The sequence below is a fragment of the Streptomyces sp. NPDC088124 genome (genome assembly GCF_040685895.1).
Taxonomy (GTDB): Bacteria; Actinomycetota; Actinomycetes; order Streptomycetales; family Streptomycetaceae; genus Streptomyces.
Genome location: NZ_JBFBJB010000058.1, coordinates 45668 through 60353, shown reverse-complemented (window position 1 = coordinate 60353; position 14686 = coordinate 45668). Strand labels below are relative to the sequence as shown.

At 73.3% G+C, this 14686-nt stretch carries 16 protein-coding genes and 1 riboswitch; of the genes, 7 read left to right on the top strand and 9 right to left on the bottom strand.

Going from position 1 to position 14686, the window contains the following annotated elements; all coding sequences use genetic code 11:
• Positions 1-410, top strand: a 410-nt coding sequence (locus AB0P17_RS34695) for an RNA-guided endonuclease TnpB family protein (RefSeq protein ID WP_365817411.1), incomplete at its 5' end; no start/stop codon positions are given.
• 30 nt (positions 411-440) lie between these two features.
• Here AB0P17_RS34695 and cbiE read toward each other — a convergent pair.
• The 3 genes from cbiE to AB0P17_RS34680 all read right to left on the bottom strand — a co-directional run bounded on the left by cbiE (position 441) and on the right by AB0P17_RS34680 (position 2938).
• A complete protein-coding gene (gene cbiE, locus AB0P17_RS34690) occupies positions 441-1661 on the bottom strand; it encodes a precorrin-6y C5,15-methyltransferase (decarboxylating) subunit CbiE (protein WP_365817409.1) in 1221 nt (406 codons plus the stop codon).
• A gap of 164 nt (positions 1662-1825) precedes the next feature.
• Entirely contained in the window at positions 1826-2668 is an 843-nt protein-coding gene (locus tag AB0P17_RS34685) for a CbtA family protein (protein ID WP_365817417.1), read from the bottom strand.
• Between the two features lie 30 nt (positions 2669-2698).
• Positions 2699-2938 carry a CbtB-domain containing protein gene (locus AB0P17_RS34680; protein ID WP_365817407.1) on the bottom strand — a complete coding sequence of 80 codons (240 nt, stop codon included), beginning with the start codon at positions 2936-2938 and terminating at the stop codon, positions 2699-2701.
• Positions 2939-2974: 36 nt separating this feature from the next.
• Positions 2975-3122: riboswitch (cobalamin riboswitch) on the bottom strand.
• Between the two features lie 31 nt (positions 3123-3153).
• Here AB0P17_RS34680 and AB0P17_RS34675 point away from each other — a divergent pair.
• Positions 3154-3807, top strand: coding sequence for a histidine phosphatase family protein (locus AB0P17_RS34675; RefSeq protein ID WP_365817405.1), 654 nt, complete (start codon positions 3154-3156; stop codon positions 3805-3807).
• Positions 3808-3844: 37 nt separating this feature from the next.
• Here the strand turns inward: AB0P17_RS34675 and AB0P17_RS34670 are convergent, their stop codons facing one another.
• The 3 genes from AB0P17_RS34670 to AB0P17_RS34660 form a co-directional block, all read right to left on the bottom strand.
• Positions 3845-4108: a GlsB/YeaQ/YmgE family stress response membrane protein gene (locus AB0P17_RS34670; protein WP_365817403.1), complete on the bottom strand. Its 264-nt coding sequence runs from the start codon at positions 4106-4108 to the stop codon at positions 3845-3847.
• 69 nt (positions 4109-4177) lie between these two features.
• Positions 4178-5350 (bottom strand): HAMP domain-containing sensor histidine kinase, encoded by a 1173-nt coding sequence (locus AB0P17_RS34665; protein WP_365817401.1) that lies wholly within the window; start codon positions 5348-5350, stop codon positions 4178-4180.
• The gene (locus AB0P17_RS34660; RefSeq protein WP_365817399.1) at positions 5344-6135 is read right to left on the bottom strand and encodes a response regulator transcription factor; all 792 of its coding nucleotides are present in this window, start codon (positions 6133-6135) and stop codon (positions 5344-5346) included. Before AB0P17_RS34660 ends, AB0P17_RS34665 begins: the two co-directional genes overlap by 7 nt.
• 208 nt (positions 6136-6343) lie before the next feature.
• Between AB0P17_RS34660 and AB0P17_RS34655 the strand changes: the two genes are divergently transcribed.
• On the top strand, positions 6344-8650 hold the full coding sequence (locus AB0P17_RS34655) for an MMPL family transporter (protein ID WP_365817397.1): 2307 nt from the start codon (positions 6344-6346) through the stop codon (positions 8648-8650).
• A gap of 83 nt (positions 8651-8733) precedes the next feature.
• On the opposite strand, the gene AB0P17_RS34650 is transcribed toward AB0P17_RS34655, so the two are convergent.
• Complete coding sequence (locus tag AB0P17_RS34650) at positions 8734-9348, bottom strand: TIGR03086 family metal-binding protein (RefSeq protein ID WP_365817395.1); 615 nt, start codon at positions 9346-9348, stop codon at positions 8734-8736.
• A 71-nt stretch (positions 9349-9419) separates the two neighbouring features.
• Here AB0P17_RS34650 and AB0P17_RS34645 point away from each other — a divergent pair, with 71 nt between their 5' ends.
• From AB0P17_RS34645 to AB0P17_RS34635, 3 genes are all read left to right on the top strand, one after another.
• A complete protein-coding gene (locus tag AB0P17_RS34645) occupies positions 9420-10277 on the top strand; it encodes a helix-turn-helix domain-containing protein (RefSeq protein WP_365817393.1) in 858 nt (285 codons plus the stop codon).
• Positions 10278-10316: 39 nt separating this feature from the next.
• Positions 10317-10952 carry a GNAT family protein gene (locus AB0P17_RS34640; protein ID WP_365817391.1) on the top strand — a complete coding sequence of 212 codons (636 nt, stop codon included), beginning with the start codon at positions 10317-10319 and terminating at the stop codon, positions 10950-10952.
• Between the two features lie 131 nt (positions 10953-11083).
• Positions 11084-11818 (top strand): Mut7-C RNAse domain-containing protein, encoded by a 735-nt coding sequence (locus tag AB0P17_RS34635; RefSeq protein ID WP_365817389.1) that lies wholly within the window; start codon positions 11084-11086, stop codon positions 11816-11818.
• Positions 11819-11900: 82 nt separating this feature from the next.
• Here AB0P17_RS34635 and AB0P17_RS34630 read toward each other — a convergent pair whose 3' ends face one another.
• Positions 11901-12401: a hypothetical protein gene (locus tag AB0P17_RS34630; protein WP_365817387.1), complete on the bottom strand. Its 501-nt coding sequence runs from the start codon at positions 12399-12401 to the stop codon at positions 11901-11903.
• Between the two features lie 213 nt (positions 12402-12614).
• Between AB0P17_RS34630 and AB0P17_RS34625 the strand changes: the two genes are divergently transcribed.
• Positions 12615-13388: an SDR family oxidoreductase gene (locus AB0P17_RS34625; protein ID WP_365817384.1), complete on the top strand. Its 774-nt coding sequence runs from the start codon at positions 12615-12617 to the stop codon at positions 13386-13388.
• A gap of 70 nt (positions 13389-13458) precedes the next feature.
• Here the strand turns inward: AB0P17_RS34625 and AB0P17_RS34620 are convergent, their stop codons facing one another.
• Positions 13459-14652 carry an RtcB family protein gene (locus AB0P17_RS34620; protein ID WP_365817382.1) on the bottom strand — a complete coding sequence of 398 codons (1194 nt, stop codon included), beginning with the start codon at positions 14650-14652 and terminating at the stop codon, positions 13459-13461.
• Positions 14653-14686: the final 34 nt, after the last annotated feature.

Below are 14686 nucleotides of genomic sequence, written 5' to 3'. Positions count from 1 at the left end.
TCGTGCGTGAGAACCAAACGCTCGTGATCGAGGACCTGACCGTGCGCAACATGGTCAAGAACCACACGCTCGCCCGAGCGATCTCGGATGCGAGCCGGAGCGAGTTCCGCTCCATGCTGGAGTACAAGGCCACCTGGTACGGGCGGAACGTGATCGCGGTCGATCGCTTCTTCCCGTCGTCCAGGCTGTGCTCCCACTGCGGCACCCTGGCCGACAGGATGCCGCTGAACGTCCGCACCTGGACGTGCGACAGTTGCGGGACGGCCCACGACCAGGACGTGAACGCGGCACGCAACCTTCTGGCCGCCGGGCTGGCGGTGACAGTCTGTGGAGCGGGTGTAAGACCTCAACGGAGTTCTCCGGACGGGCAGTCGGCGATGAAGCAGAAACCCCTACGGCGCGAGCCGTAGGAATCCCCCTCGTTCACGAGGGAGAGGAAGTCAACGTTCTTCTCCTGCTCGGCTTTTCGTGACCGACCACTGCGTGACCGGCATCGCCTGCCGCCACCCCGTGAAGCCGCCGACCGGCACCGCGTGCGCGACCGCCAGCCGCACCAGTTCCCCGCCGAGCCGGCGGTACCGGTCGGCCAGCAGCGCCTCCGACTCCAGCGTCACCGTGTTCGCGACCAGCCGGCCGCCCACGGGCAGCGCCTCCCAGCAGGCGTCGAGCAGCCCCGGCGCGGTCAGCCCGCCGCCGATGAACACCGCGTCGGGTACCGGCAGTCCGGCGAGCGCGGCGGGCGCCGCGCCGACGGCGACGCGCAGCCCGGGGACACCGAGCGCCCGCGCGTTCCGGCCGATGCGCTCGGCGCGCGCCGGATCGCGTTCCACCGACACCGCCCGGCAGGACGGGTGCGTACGCATCCACTCCACCGCGATCGAACCTGACCCGCCGCCGATGTCCCACAGCAGCTCCCCCGGCGCGGGCGCCAGCGCGCCCAGCGTGGCGGCGCGCACATGGCGTTTGGTGAGCTGTCCGTCGTGCTCGTACGCCGTGTCCGGCAGCCCGGGTACGGCGCCGAGGCGCGGCGCGCCGGGCGCGCGGCGGCACTCGACCGCCACCACGTTGAGCGGGTCCCCGGCCGGACCGGCCCACGCGTCGGCGGTGGCCGTACGGTGCCGCTCCCGCTCCGAGCCGAGCTGTTCGAGTACGTGCAGCGGGCTCGGCCCGTAGCCGCGCGCGCGGAGCAGCGCCGCCACGTCCTCGGGCGTCCCGGCCCCGGTGCTGAGCACCAGCACCCGGCGGCCGTCGTGCAGCGCGGCGGTGAGGCGTTCGGCGGGGCGGCCGACGAGCGTGACGACCTCCGTCTCCTCCACCGGCCAGCCGAGCCGGGCGCAGGCGTACGAGACGGACGACGGATGCGGCAGCACGCGCAGCGCCGCCGCGCCGACGACCTCGCCGAGCGCCCGCCCGATCCCGTAGAACATCGGGTCCCCGCTGGCCAGCACCGCGATCCGGCGCCCGGCGTGTGCGGCGAGCAGGCCGGGCACGGCGGGGCGCAGCGGCGACGGCCACGCCACCCGCTCGCCCGCGCACTCCCCGGCCGGCAGCAGGCCGAGCTGCCGAGGCCCGCCGATGACCACGTCCGCCCCGCGCAGGGCCTCCCGCGCCGCGCCGGAGAGCCCGGCCCAGCCGTCCGCGCCGATCCCGACCACGGTCACCGGCGGACTCGGGACCGGCGACGCGGACGGGGCAGGCGACGCGGACGGCGCGGAATCAGGAGTCGGCGACGCGGACGGCGCGGAATCAGAGGCCGGCGCGGGACCAGGGGGCGGAACGCTCACTGCCGTACACCTCTGAGCTGGGAGAAGACCGACCCCGCACTCTACTGTCCGGCCGCCCGCGGCTCCCCGACGGGTGCCCCCGGCGGCGCGACGGATGCTCCGGCCACCGCCTGCGGCCGGAGCATCCGCTCCGCCAGTTCCCCGAAGATCAGCCCGAAGGCCGTCCAGAGCAGCGCCTGCACCCCGAGCGAGGCGAGCCGGAACTCCCACAGCAGCGCCGCGGGGAAGGACGCGGGGACGGCGTCCGCGTTGGCGGGCAGCACCAGACACGCGACGGCGACGACGGCCGCATAACCGGCGCCCGCGGCGAGCGACGCGTTCCAGTTGCCGAGCCGCGGCGCCAGCCGTCTCCCCGCGATGACGGCGATGACCGCCAGCAGCACGCTGAGCAGGATCATCAGGAAGAACAGTGTCGTGCGCCTGCCGATCGTGTCCGGATTGCCCACGGCGGGCGGCGTCGCCGGATACTTCAGGAACGGCACCAGGTAGACGGTCGTGAAGGCGGCCCCCGCGACCAGCGCCGAGGTCGCCCGCGGCCCGAACCGGCCGATCCTGCCCAGGCTCACCGCGAAGACCAGCGAGGCGATGCCGCCAAGGGCCACCCCGTACACCAGCACACCGGTGGCGAGCCCGAACGTCGACTGGACCGGCCTGCTGACCAGTTCCTCTTCCTCTTCCTCTCCCTCCCTCTCTTCCCCTACGGGTACGGGGTCCGCCGCGGCGCCGTGCTGATGCGCCGGGGCGGACCGGGTCTCCTCCTGCGCGATGGAGTCCCGTACGGAGGGCTCACCCGCGAAGTAGGCCAGCGCGAACGCGAGAAGTCCGGCCAGCACGCCCGCGACCATGCCGCGGACCAGGAGGTTTCTGACGGTGAAGGCATGCATGCGCGTCATCTCCGCTGTTTCCGTCAGCGGTCAGTGGCAGGGGAACCCGAGCAGATGACGGCCGTCGTGCACCCATTCGTGCACACCGGCACCGGAGATCACCGAGGTCGCGCCCTGTTCGGCGCCGACGAAGTAGAGCAGCACCAGCATCAGGGTGCCGACGAAGACCGCCCACGGCAGCACGGCGCGCAGCGGAAGCGGGGCCGGGGCGGCGCCGGTGGCAGAGGTGGGCGAAAGAGCGGTGTTCGCAGGCGCGATGGACTGAGCCATGGCACATCCTCCTGAGGGAACTCGCGTCCCGTTGATGGAGCTCGAACGACGGCCATCGGGTCTGACTCACCGCTCCCCCGCCGCGTGGCACGCGGCCGGAACCGGCATACAGTGGCGCGACCGTGCCGGAATCTCACCGGACTTCCGTCTCGCCGTCGTGGATAACGACGTGAAGGTACCGCGAACCGGCGGACGGGCCAAGGGGGCCTTTCGTTATGACGATCCGCGCGACGATCCGCGTGCAGCTCATCTCACCCGCCATCGGCCCGGCCCTGCGCGCGGCCCGCTTCGGCGACCTTCCCGAGGACGGGCCCGGCGTCGCGCCGCGGGCGGTGGACGCGGCCGGGGTGCGACAGGCCGAGGCCGTACGGGAGGAGTTCCCGCGCGGCGCCGCCGTGTACGTCTCGTCCTCGCCCCGCTGCCGTACGACCGCCGGCCTGCTCGGCCTGGACGCGCGGCCGGTGCCGGAACTCGCGCCGTGGGACATGGGGCGCTGGCAGGGCAGGACCCTCGACGAGGTCGCGGCCGCGGAACCGGCGCGGGTGAGCGCGTGGCTCGCCGACCCGTCGGCCGCACCGCACGGCGGGGAGACGCTGCTCGCGCTCTACGCCCGCGTCGGCCGGTGGTTCGAAACGCTGAACCCCGAGACCCCCCGCGTGATCGCCGTGGCCGAACCGGAGATCGTCCGCGCCGCCGCCCTGCACGCGCTCTCGGCACCGGCCTCCGCGTTCTGGCGGTTCGACGTACGGCCGCTGACCGTCACGGAGTTCACCGGGCGGGACGGCCGCTGGAACCTGCACGGCGGCCGTCCGCTCGCCGGCGCTGACGAAGCCGCCGGCGAAGGCTCTGACGAAGACGGAGCCAACTGACGGAAACAACTGCCGAGGACAACGGACGGAGCAGTGGTCAGCCGCGGCCCTTGGCGCGGTCCAGCGCGGCCACCCCCACCGCCGCCAGACCGACCTGGATGGCCAGCTCGATCCAGTCGAAGCCCCGGGTGTCCGCGACGCCGAACGCCGCCGCGACGAACGTACCGACCAGCGCCGCGACGATACCGACGCCGATGGTCAGCAGCACCCCGATGCGCTGCCGCCCCGGCACCACGAGCCGTCCCAGCACGCCGATGACGATGCCGACGACAATGGCTGCGACAAAGCCGGATATCTCCATGTCCCCTCCTCTGCGCCCGCTTGCTGTCGAAAGCGGTACTGACCGAACGTCTGCCCGCCATGCCCCCGTTCAGTCCTGCGGGCCGCCCGTCCCGCCGCCCGTCCCGCCGCCCGGCGCGACCGGGAAGGTGACTTCGACGAGCGTCCCGCGGCCGGGCGCGCTGTCGAGACGGACGCGAGCCCGGTGGAGTTCCGCGACGGCGGCCACGATGGCCAGCCCGAGACCGCTGCCCCGGCCGGTCCCACCGTGCCCGCCCCTGTCCCCGCCGCCCCCGCCGCCCCGGCCGCGCCCCTTGCCGGCCCGGTAGAAGCGGTCGAAGACATGGGCGACGGCCTCTTCCGGGATGCCGGGCCCGGCGTCCCGGACCCGGAGCGTCGCGTGTCCGTCCGCCGCGCGCAGTTCGACGGCGCAGGAGGCGTCGGGCGGTGTGTGCATACGGATGTTGCCCAGCAGGTTGGCCAGCAGGCTGCGCAGATGTGCCTCGTCGCCCAGTACGGTCACCCCCGGCCGGACGTCGACCGTACGGGGCCGTGCCGGTTCGACGGCTGCGGCGTCCCGGCAGGATTCCGTGACGACCCGGCTGAGGTCGACGGGCTCCTGTTCCGCCTCGGCCGCCTCGCCCTCGTCGTCGAAGCGGGCGAGCATGAGCATCGACTCGACCAGCCGCGTCATGCGCAGAATCTCGGCGAGCATCCGGTCCACCGCCTCGTCCACCGCGGCCGTGTCGGGCAGCGCACCGTGCTGGTAGAGCTCGGCGTAACCGCGCAGGGACTGCAGGGGCGTACGCAGCTCGTGCGAGGCGTCCGCGACGAACTGGCGCATGCGCGCCTCGGACGTCTCACGCGCGGTGAGGGCGGCCTGGACCTGGTCCAGCATGCGGTTCAGCGCGTCCACCAGCCGGCCGACCTCGGTGGCGGGGGCCTGGGTGGCCACGGCGAGCCGGTGGTCGAGGTCCCCGGACGCGACCGTGTCCGCCGTACGCGCCGCCTCCTCCAGGGGGCGCAGTTCGCAGCGGACCACGGCGGTGGTGACGAGGGCCACCAGCGCGAGCCCGACCAGTTCCACGGCGACGATCGCGGCGGGGTCGCCGCTGCCCAGCCAGACGGCGGCGGTGGCGGCCATGGCGAGCGCGCACAGCCCGGTGACGACCCCGCTGAGCCGGCTGCGTACCGGCCACCGCCGCAGGCGGCTCACCAGGCGGCGGTTCAGCACCAGCCGGCTCACCGCCCCGCGGTTCAGCACTCCGGCTCCCTGATGCCGTAGCCGACACCGCGCCGGGTGTGGATCAGGGACGGGCCGAGGACATCGATCTTGCGGCGCAGATAGCTGATGTAGGTGGCGACGACGGTGTCGTCGCCGTTGAAGTCGTACGACCAGACGTGGTCGAGGAGTTGGGCGCGCGGGAGGATCCGGCCCCGGTGGAGCATCAGGTAGCGCAGCAGACGGAACTCGGTCGGCGACAGGTCGATCGGCGTCCCGGCCCGGCGTACGGCGTAGGCGACGGTGTCGAGTTCGAGATCGGCGACGCGCAGGACAGTGCCGGCCTCGCCCTCGTCACCCGCCCCCGAACCGGCACCGGAACCGGCGGCGGCACCGGCACCTCCGGTGTGGCCGCGGGTACGGGTACGGCGGAGCACGGCCTGGACACGGGCGGCCACCTCGTCCAGCCCGAAGGGCTTGGTGATGTAGTCGTCCCCGCCCGCGGTCAACCCCCTGACCAGGTCCTTACGGCTGTCGCGCGCCGTGAGGAAGACGACGGCGTGCGGCAGTCCGTCCCCGCGCAGCCGCCGCATGACCTCGAAACCGTCGCCGTCGGGCAGCATCACGTCCAGCAGGATCAGCTCGGGAAGGCAGTCACGGGCCACCGCGAGAGCTTCGTGGGCGGTGGCGGCGGTGCGCACGTCGTAGCCGAGGAAGGACAGGAAACGGCTCACCGTGTCGAGGATCGCCGGTTCGTCGTCGACCACCAGCACTCGGCTTGGCCGCGCCGGGGCCGCGCCGTCGGGCATGACGCTCCGCTCCGTCATCCGGATGCCCTCTCCTTGATCGATCGGGGACTCGTCCGATCATGTCCGATCACCGGACGGCGCTCCATGGGAGTTACGTGTGAACTCCGGCCCCTGGAGCCCGATGCGGCGAGGAGGCGACGGCCGCCGACCTAGCGTGGCCCGGACCCGTACCTTCCCTCCTCCTCTCCCCTTCCCTTCCCTCCCTCACCTCCTCGGGAGTCCTTGCGTGTCCACGCTCCTCCACCGCCTCGGACGCTTCGCCTACCGGCACAAATGGGCCGTGATCGGCGTCTGGCTCGCCGTGCTCCTCGCGGCCGGGGTCGCCGCTCTCGGGCTGATGAAGCCCTTCGCCTCGTCCACCACCATCCCGGGCACGGAGGCCCAGCGCACCCTCGATGTGCTGGAGAAGGAGTTCCCGGCCGCCGGCGGGCAGGTGACCGGCACGATCGTCTTCCGGGCCCCCGCCGGGCAGACGGTCACCGCCGGTGACACCGCGCGGGCGGTCGCCGAGGCGGCGCGGCGGGCCGGCGGGCTCCCCGGGGTGGCCTCGGCCGTCCCGCCGGCCGCCGAGGCGGGCACCGTGTCCGCCGACGGCCGTACGGGTATCGCCCAGCTCACCTTCGACGCCGCGAAGGCCGACGGGATCCCCGCCGCGACGAGGGCGGAGCTGGAGCGGACCGCCGCCGCGGCCCGTGCGGCCGGGCCGGCCGTCGAACTCGGCGGGGCCGCCTTCACCGACGGCGAGATCAAGGTGCTCGGCCCTGGCGAGGCCGTCGGCGTGGTGATCGCGCTGGGCGTGCTGATCCTGGTCTTCCGCAGCCTGCGCGCCGCGATCGTCCCCGTGGCGACCGCGCTCGTCGGCGTCGGCGTCGGCGTCCTGTGCCTGCTGGCCCTGACCAGTGTGATCACGATGGACAGCACCTCGGTCATCCTGGCCGTGATGCTGGGTCTGGCCGTGGGCATCGACTACGCCCTGTTCATCGTCTCCCGGCACCAGACCCAGGTGAGGCGTGGCATGGACCCGGAGGAGTCGGCCGGGCTCGCGACCGGCACGGCCGGCGGGGCCGTGGTCTTCGCCGGTGCCACGGTCGTGATCGCGCTCGCCGCGCTCGCCGTCGTGAACATTCCGTTCCTGACCGTCATGGGGCTGGGCGCCGCCGCCACCGTGGTGGCCTCCGTACTGATCGCCGTCACGCTCCTTCCGGCCGTGCTCGGGCTCATAGGTCCGGCCATCGCCACGAGCACCGTGCCCGTACTGCGCCGCCTGGCCCGGCACGAGGAATCGCGGCTCGCCCGGGAGGACCGGGCCCCCCTGGGACAGCGCTGGGCGGCCCTGGCGGCACGCCGCCGCTGGGCCGTGCTGGCGGCTTGCGTCCTCGGCCTGGGTGTCCTGGCCGTACCGGCCGCGGATCTGCGGCTGGGGCTCGGCGGGTCGCAGGACGCGGACAGCTCCGCCGCGCGGGCGCAGAAGCTGGTCGACGACGGCTTCGGCCCCGGCTACAGCGGCACCCTGATCGTGCTGGCCCAGGGCGGGGGCGCCGGCCCGGGCGGGACCGGCGGTGGCGACGGGGCCACGGCGCCGGCCGCCGCTCAGCAGCTCGCGGACCGGGTCGCGGAACTGCCGGGGGTCGTCGCGGTCTCCCCCGTGGTGCCCGCCGCCTCCGCCGACGCCGCGCTCGTCAACGTCACACCGTCCGGCGGACCCGAGTCGGCGTCCACGCAGCGCCTGCTGACCGACATCCGGGAGGTGCGGGACGGTGTCGAGCGGCGCACGGGTACGGAGCTGAACGTCACCGGCGCGACCGCGGTGAACATCGACGTGGCGGACAAGCTGTCGTCCGCCCTGCCCGTCTACTGCCTGCTGGTGATGGGCCTGGCCCTGGCCCTGCTGACCGTGGTGTTCCGCGCGGTCGCCGTGCCGCTGAAGGCCGCGCTGGGCTTCCTGCTCTCCCTCGGCGCCTCGCTGGGCGCCGTGGTGGCGGTCTTCCAGTGGGGGTGGCTCGCCGGGCTCCTCGGCATCGAACAGACCGGTCCGGTGCTCAGCTTCCTGCCGATGCTGCTGGTCGGCATCCTGTTCGGGCTGGCCATGGATTACGAGGTCTTCCTCGTCTCCCGCATGCGCGAGGAGTACGTGCACGGCCGCCCGCCGACCGAGGCGATGGTCCGCGGCTTCGGCCACAGCGCGAAGGTGGTCACCGCCGCCGCGCTGATCATGATCGCCGTCTTCGGCTCCTTCGTCTTCGCCGAGCTGCAGGTGATCAAGGGCATGGGGTTCGCCCTCGCCGTCGGCGTCCTGCTGGACGCGTTCGTCGTACGGATGACGCTGGTCCCGGCCGTGATGGCCGTCCTCGGCCGCCGGGCGTGGTGGCTGCCCCGCGCCGTGGACCGGCTGCTCCCGGACGTGGATGTCGAGGGCGAAAAACTCCTGCGCCGCCACGCGGCGGCCACGGCCGCGGCCCCGGGCCCGGGTGGGGCGACCGGGCCGGCCGACGAGGGAGACCGTACGGCGGTGGCGGAGTCCGTACGTCGGTAGCGCGGAGTCCGTACGCCGGTAGCCGGGCACGTACCTCGGTAGCCGGCCGCCGTACCCCGGTGTCCGGGACAGCGCGGCGGTGGCTACGCGGGGCGCGGGGGCGCCCAGCCCGGGTCGCGGCCGGTCAGCGCCAGCAGTACGTCGAAGGGCGCCGCGTCCGGCGCCACCGGCACCGGCTCCCCGAACACGCCCATCTTCCTGGCCGTCGGCGCCAGCGCCCCGAACTCCGCCGTCAGCAGGCCGACGAGGGACGCGTCCGGCTCGTACGGCTGTCCCGTCGCCCGCGCCAGGTCCCACGCGTGCACGGTCAGGTCCCCGAGCACCATCGAGCCGACCGTCCTGGCCGGCAGCCCCATCGCCCCTGACGTGCCCTCCTCGGCGCCCGGCGCGTCCCAGGCGTCGACGAGCCGCGCCGTCTCCGCGGCGAACCGCTCGCGCCACTCCCCCGCGAGATGTTCGGGGGCGGCGCCGAAGTCCGCGTCCCGCTTCGCGGCGAGCGCCTGGAAGTTCACGACGACCTGGAAGAGATGGTCGAGCAGGGCGTGGACGTCGTACTCCGCGCACGGCGTCGGCGCACCGAGCCGCTCGTCGCCGATGCCGCGGACGACGGGGAGGGCACCGTCCGCCGCCAGCTTCAACAGTGCGCTGATCTTGATGCCGTTCGGTGTGCTGATCTCGGTGTCGTTCTTCTCGCTCATGGGGCGCACGGTAGGGCGGGCGCCGCCCCCGCGTCTTGAACAAACGCGACGCGCGGCGATACGTTCCGCGCATGGCAGGTCCGCGGCGTGACACCCGGGGCATCGTCGACGCCCCCGGCCTCTTCGCGCGCGTACGGTTCCGCCGCCGCGAGCCCGCGCCGGCCCTGCGGCCGTATCTGGAGCACTACTGGCTGATCGACTGGGACCTGGAGCAGCCGTACGTCTCCCATGTGGTGCCGCACCCCTCGGTGAACGTGGTGTTCCAGCGCTTCGACACCCCGGGCCGCGTGGCGTTCGGGGAGGTCGCGGGCGTTGGCCTGGAGCTGTTCGCGCAGAGGCTGGAGGGCCGCGGCCGGGTCTGCGGGGTCCAGTTCCGGCCGGGCGGCTTCCGTCCCTTCGCGCCGGAGCGGCCGGTGGCGGAGTGGACGGGGCGCCGGGTGCCGGTCGGCGAGGTCCTGCCGACGACGGAGGCGGACCTCGCGGCGATTCTCGGCCCGGACGCCCCGGACTCCCCCGACTCCCCCGACTCCCCCGACTCCCCCGACTCCCCCGAGGATGAGGACGCCCGGGTCGCCGCGCTGGACACGTATCTGCTGGGCCTCGACCCGCGCCCCGACCCGGAGGCCCTGCGCGCCATGGCCCTGGCCGACCGGATCAGGACGGACCGTACGATCCGGCGCGTCGGCCGCCTCACCGAGGAGGAGGGCGTCTCGGCGCGCTCGCTGCAACGGCTCTTCGCCGGGTACGTGGGCGTCGGCCCGAAGTGGGTCATCCTGCGGTACCGCATCCACGAGGCGCTGGAACGCGCGGAGTCCGGCGCCGTCGACTGGCCCGCGCTCGCCGCCGACCTCGGCTACAGCGACCAGGCCCATCTCGTCCGGGACTTCACGGCGACGGTCGGGGTCCCGCCGACGGCGTACGCCCGCTGAGAGCGCCGCTGTCGGACCCGCGACCTACAGTTGCGTGTCATGAGGACCGAGGGGACCGAACAGAGCCGGGACGGCCTGGGCAGCGAAGCCGGCGGAGACAGCGGAGCCGACGGGCACGGCGCGGGCGGCCGGCGCGGCGAGGCCGGACGGGAGCGCCCGGCACCCGGGCCACCGCGGGTCAGGATCGACGCGTGGTCGGCGGGCGACCTGGACCTGCTCCGGGCGGCGAACGCGGCGGAGCTGATGACCCACCTCGGCGGCCCCGAGACCGAGGAGCAGATCCTCAAGCGGCACGAGCGGTACGTGGCGCTGAGCGCGGACCGCCCGGACAAGGGCCGGATGTTCCGCGTCGTCCTCCTCCCCGAGGAGATCCCGGTCGGCACGATCGGCTTCTGGGAGCAGACCTGGGACGGGGAGCAGGTGTACGAGACGGGGTGGACGGTGCTCGCCGCCCACCAGGGCCGGGGCATCGCGGCGGCCGCCGTCGCCGCGGTCGTCGAGCGGGCACGGGCCGAGCGGACGCACCGCTTCCTGCACGCGTTCCCGTGCGTCGACAACCCGGCGTCGAACGCGCTGTGCCGCAGGGCGGGCTTCTCCCTGCTGGGCGAGCGCGACTTCGAGTACCCGCCGGGGCATCCCCGCCGCGTCAACAACTGGCGACTGCGCCTCACCTGACATCACACGCCTCCACCCCCACACACAGCTCCACAGCCACATCGGCAGCCACCTCCGCGGCCACTCCCCGCCCCGTCCACCCGGCCGGGAAACCCCTGGCCCGCCCGGGCGCGCGGTGGCATCCTGGCGGCGTGAACGGACCGGAGATCCAGATCGCCTTCGCCCCCGAACTGCGCCTCTTCGTCGCGGCCGAGCGGCGCCCGGGACGCACCGCCCTGCGCACCGACGGCTCGTCCACCCTCGGCCACGCCGTGGAATCCCTCGGCGTCCCGCTCACCGAAGCAGGCGCCCTCCTGGTCGACGGCCGCGAGGTGCCCTTCTCGCACATCCCGGCCGCGGGCGAGTCCGTGGAGGTGCGCTCCGTGCCCCGGCCGCAGACCGTCCCCGGCGCACCGCTGCGCTTCCTCCTCGACGTCCACCTCGGCACCCTCGCCCGCCGGCTGCGGCTGCTGGGCGTCGACGCGGCGTACGAGAGCGAGGACCTGGGCGACCCCGCCCTGGCCACGCTCTCCGCCGCCGAACGCCGGGTGATGCTCTCGCGCGACCGCGGGCTGCTGCGGCGCCGGGAGATCTGGGCCGGGGCGTACATCTACAGCGACCGCCCGGACGACCAGCTCAGGGACGTACTCCAGCGCTTCGCGCCCGCCCTCGCCCCCTGGACCCGCTGCACCGCCTGCAACGGCCAACTGGGCCCGGCGGACAAGGAGTCCGTCCAGGAACAGCTCCAGCACGGCACCCAGCGGGGGTACGACGTCTTCGCCCGCTGCGCGGCCTGCGGCCGGGTCTACTGGCGCGGCGCGCACCACGCCCGCCTGGCGGCGATCGTCGACGACGCGGTACGGGAGTTCGGCGACGCGGCGGCGTGACGAACGGGGCGAGCGGGGCGAACGGACGCCCGGCCGCTCCGGCACAGGCCGCCGTGGCGCAGGCCGCCGTGGACAGGCCGCCTCAGAAGACGTACGGGTCCCCGGTGTCCGGGGCCAGGACGCGGTGCCGGTGGTTCTCGGGGTTGAGGTCGGTCGCGCCGCCGTTCCACGCGGTGTCGATCCGGACGACGATCTCGTACGGCGTGCCGATCGTCCGCAGTTCCAGGGTCACCTCGTGGCCCTGCCCGATCGGCCGGAGCGGCCCCGTACGGCACAGGATCGTACGGTCGCCCGACCACAGGCAGGTGGGCGGCAGCGGCTGTCCCGCGACCATCGGGGCCGAGAATTCGAGCCGTACGGTCGCGTCGGCCAGCCCGGCGGGACCGTGGTTCTCGGAGCCGAGGCGGACCGTGAGCCGGCCACTCGACAGCGTCACATGCCCGTGGTGGGCAAGATCGGCCTCGACGGCATCCGTGCCCGCGCCCCGCTTCTGCACACTCGCTCCGGCCCCCGGAGCCGTGCCCATGACCACCGCCGTGGCGGCCGAGACCAGTACCAGCACCACTTTCCGCGTATCACCCATGACCGGAAGATAATGATCATCACAATGTGACCCGGGTCACTCGCCAACCCGACGCGCCTCCGGTCACCCGCATGCCGCAGGCCGTGGGCGCGTGGCAGGCCGACCGCACGCTCGTGCTCCGTTCCGCCGCCCTCTCCCCCACCCCGCTCACCCGCGGGTCCTATCCTGACCGGAGTCGATCACACGCTCGATCACACGCGCGAGGAGTACGTCATGACCGCCGCGGGGACCCCCATCGCCGTCATCACCGGAGCGAGCAGCGGCATCGGTGCCGCCACCGCACGGCAGCTCGCCGCCGCCGGGCACCACGTCGTCGTCACGGCGCGCCGCAAGGACCGGATCGAGGCGCTCGCCGCCGAGCTCACCGCCGCCGGCCACCGCGCCACCGCGTACGTCCTCGATGTCACCGACCGCGCGGCGGTCGACGCCTTCGCCGCCGAGCTGGACCGTTTCCCCTCGGTGAACGTCCTGGTCAACAACGCGGGCGGCGCCCTGGGCGCGGACCCGGTGGCCACCGGCGACCCGGCGGACTGGCGCCGGATGTACGAGACGAACGTCATCGGCACCCTCAACGTCACCCAGGCCCTGCTTCCCGCGCTCACCGCGAGCGGCGACGGCACGGTCGTCGTCCTCTCCTCGACAGCGGGCCACGGCACGTACGAGGGCGGGGCGGGCTACGTGGCCGCCAAGCACGGCGCCCACGTCCTCGCCGAGACCCTCCGCCTGGAGATCGTCGGCACCCCGGTCCGGGTCATCGAGATCGCCCCCGGCATGGTCAAGACCGAGGAATTCGCCACCACCCGCTTCGGCGGCGACAAGGAGAAGGCGGCCAAGGTCTACGAGGGCGTGGCGGCCCCCCTCACCGCGGACGACGTGGCCGACACCATCACCTGGGCGATCACCCGCCCGAGCCATGTCAACGTCGACCTCCTGCTCCTGCGCCCCCGCGCCCAGGCCTCCAACACCAAGGTCCACCGCGAGCTGTGAGCACCGTGCCCTCGGCCCGCGGCACACCGGGGCCCCGCCCCTTGCCCTTCACACACGGGGCCCCGCCGCCTCAGCCCTTCACGCAGATGACCTGCTTCAGCTTGGCCACGACTTCCACCAGGTCCCGCTGCTGATCGATGACCTGCTCGATCGGCTTGTACGCCGCCGGGATCTCGTCCACGACACCGGAGTCCTTGCGGCACTCGACCCCGCGCGTCTGCTCCTCCAGATCCTGGGTCGAGAACCGCCGCTTCGCCGCGTTACGGCTCATCCGCCGGCCGGCGCCGTGCGAGGCCGAGTTGAACGACGCCGCGTTCCCCAGCCCCTTCACGATGTACGAACCCGTGCCCATGGACCCCGGGATGATCCCGAACTCCCCGCTGCCCGCCCGGATCGCGCCCTTCCGCGTGACCAGCAGTTCCATGTCCTCGTACCGCTCCTCCGACACGTAGTTGTGGTGGCAGGAGATCACCGGTTCGAACGTCACCCGGGCCTTCTTGAACTCCTTGCGGACCACGTCCTGGAAGAGCCCCATCATGATCGCGCGGTTGTACTTCGCGTACTCCTGCGCCCAGAAGAGGTCGTTCCGGTACGCCGCCATCTGCGGGGTGTCCGCGATGAAGACGGCCAGGTCCCGGTCGATCAGCCCCTGGTTGTGCGGAAGCTTCTGTGCCGTGCCGATGTGGTGGTCGGCCAGTTCCTTGCCGATGTTCCGGGATCCGGAGTGCAGCATCAGCCAGACCGCGCCCGACTCGTCGATGCAGAACTCGATAAAATGGTTACCCGATCCAAGCGTTCCCATCTGCTTGACCGCGCGGTCCTCACGGAACTTGACCGCGTCGGCGACACCCCCGAACCGCGCCCAGAAGTCGTCCCACCCCGCCGTCGGGAATCCGTGCAGCCGTCCCGGATCCACCGGGTCGTCGTGCATCCCGCGACCCACCGGAATGGCCTGTTCGATCTTGGAGCGCAGCCGGGACAGGTCGCCCGGCAGGTCGTTCGCCGTCAGGGACGTCTTCACCGCCGACATGCCGCAGCCGATGTCCACACCCACCGCCGCCGGGCAGACCGCGCCGTGCATGGCGATCACCGAGCCGACCGTGGCGCCCTTGCCGTAGTGCACGTCCGGCATCACGGCGAGGCCCTTGATCCACGGCAGGGTGGCGACATTGCGCAGCTGCTGCATCGCGCCGTCCTCGACCGTCGCCGGGTCGGCCCACATCCGTATGGGCACCTTCGCGCCCGGTATCTCTACGTATGACATATTTCCTCAATTCCCCCGAAAGTCCGAATAACGC

What these genes read in the sequence shown, in the direction of transcription:
- AB0P17_RS34645 (WP_365817393.1), top strand. Translation starts at nt 9,420, where the DNA reads ATGGCAGGTCCGCGGCGTGACACCCGGGGCATCGTCGACGCCCCCGGC.
- AB0P17_RS34685 (WP_365817417.1), bottom strand. Translation starts at nt 2,668, where the DNA reads ATGCATGCCTTCACCGTCAGAAACCTCCTGGTCCGCGGCATGGTCGCG.
- AB0P17_RS34660 (WP_365817399.1), bottom strand. Translation starts at nt 6,135, where the DNA reads ATGACGGAGCGGAGCGTCATGCCCGACGGCGCGGCCCCGGCGCGGCCA.
- AB0P17_RS34630 (WP_365817387.1), bottom strand. Translation starts at nt 12,401, where the DNA reads ATGGGTGATACGCGGAAAGTGGTGCTGGTACTGGTCTCGGCCGCCACG.
- AB0P17_RS34675 (WP_365817405.1), top strand. Translation starts at nt 3,154, where the DNA reads ATGACGATCCGCGCGACGATCCGCGTGCAGCTCATCTCACCCGCCATC.
- AB0P17_RS34625 (WP_365817384.1), top strand. Translation starts at nt 12,615, where the DNA reads ATGACCGCCGCGGGGACCCCCATCGCCGTCATCACCGGAGCGAGCAGC.
- AB0P17_RS34670 (WP_365817403.1), bottom strand. Translation starts at nt 4,108, where the DNA reads ATGGAGATATCCGGCTTTGTCGCAGCCATTGTCGTCGGCATCGTCATC.
- AB0P17_RS34640 (WP_365817391.1), top strand. Translation starts at nt 10,317, where the DNA reads ATGAGGACCGAGGGGACCGAACAGAGCCGGGACGGCCTGGGCAGCGAA.
- AB0P17_RS34620 (WP_365817382.1), bottom strand. Translation starts at nt 14,652, where the DNA reads ATGTCATACGTAGAGATACCGGGCGCGAAGGTGCCCATACGGATGTGG.
- AB0P17_RS34680 (WP_365817407.1), bottom strand. Translation starts at nt 2,938, where the DNA reads ATGGCTCAGTCCATCGCGCCTGCGAACACCGCTCTTTCGCCCACCTCT.
- AB0P17_RS34650 (WP_365817395.1), bottom strand. Translation starts at nt 9,348, where the DNA reads ATGAGCGAGAAGAACGACACCGAGATCAGCACACCGAACGGCATCAAG.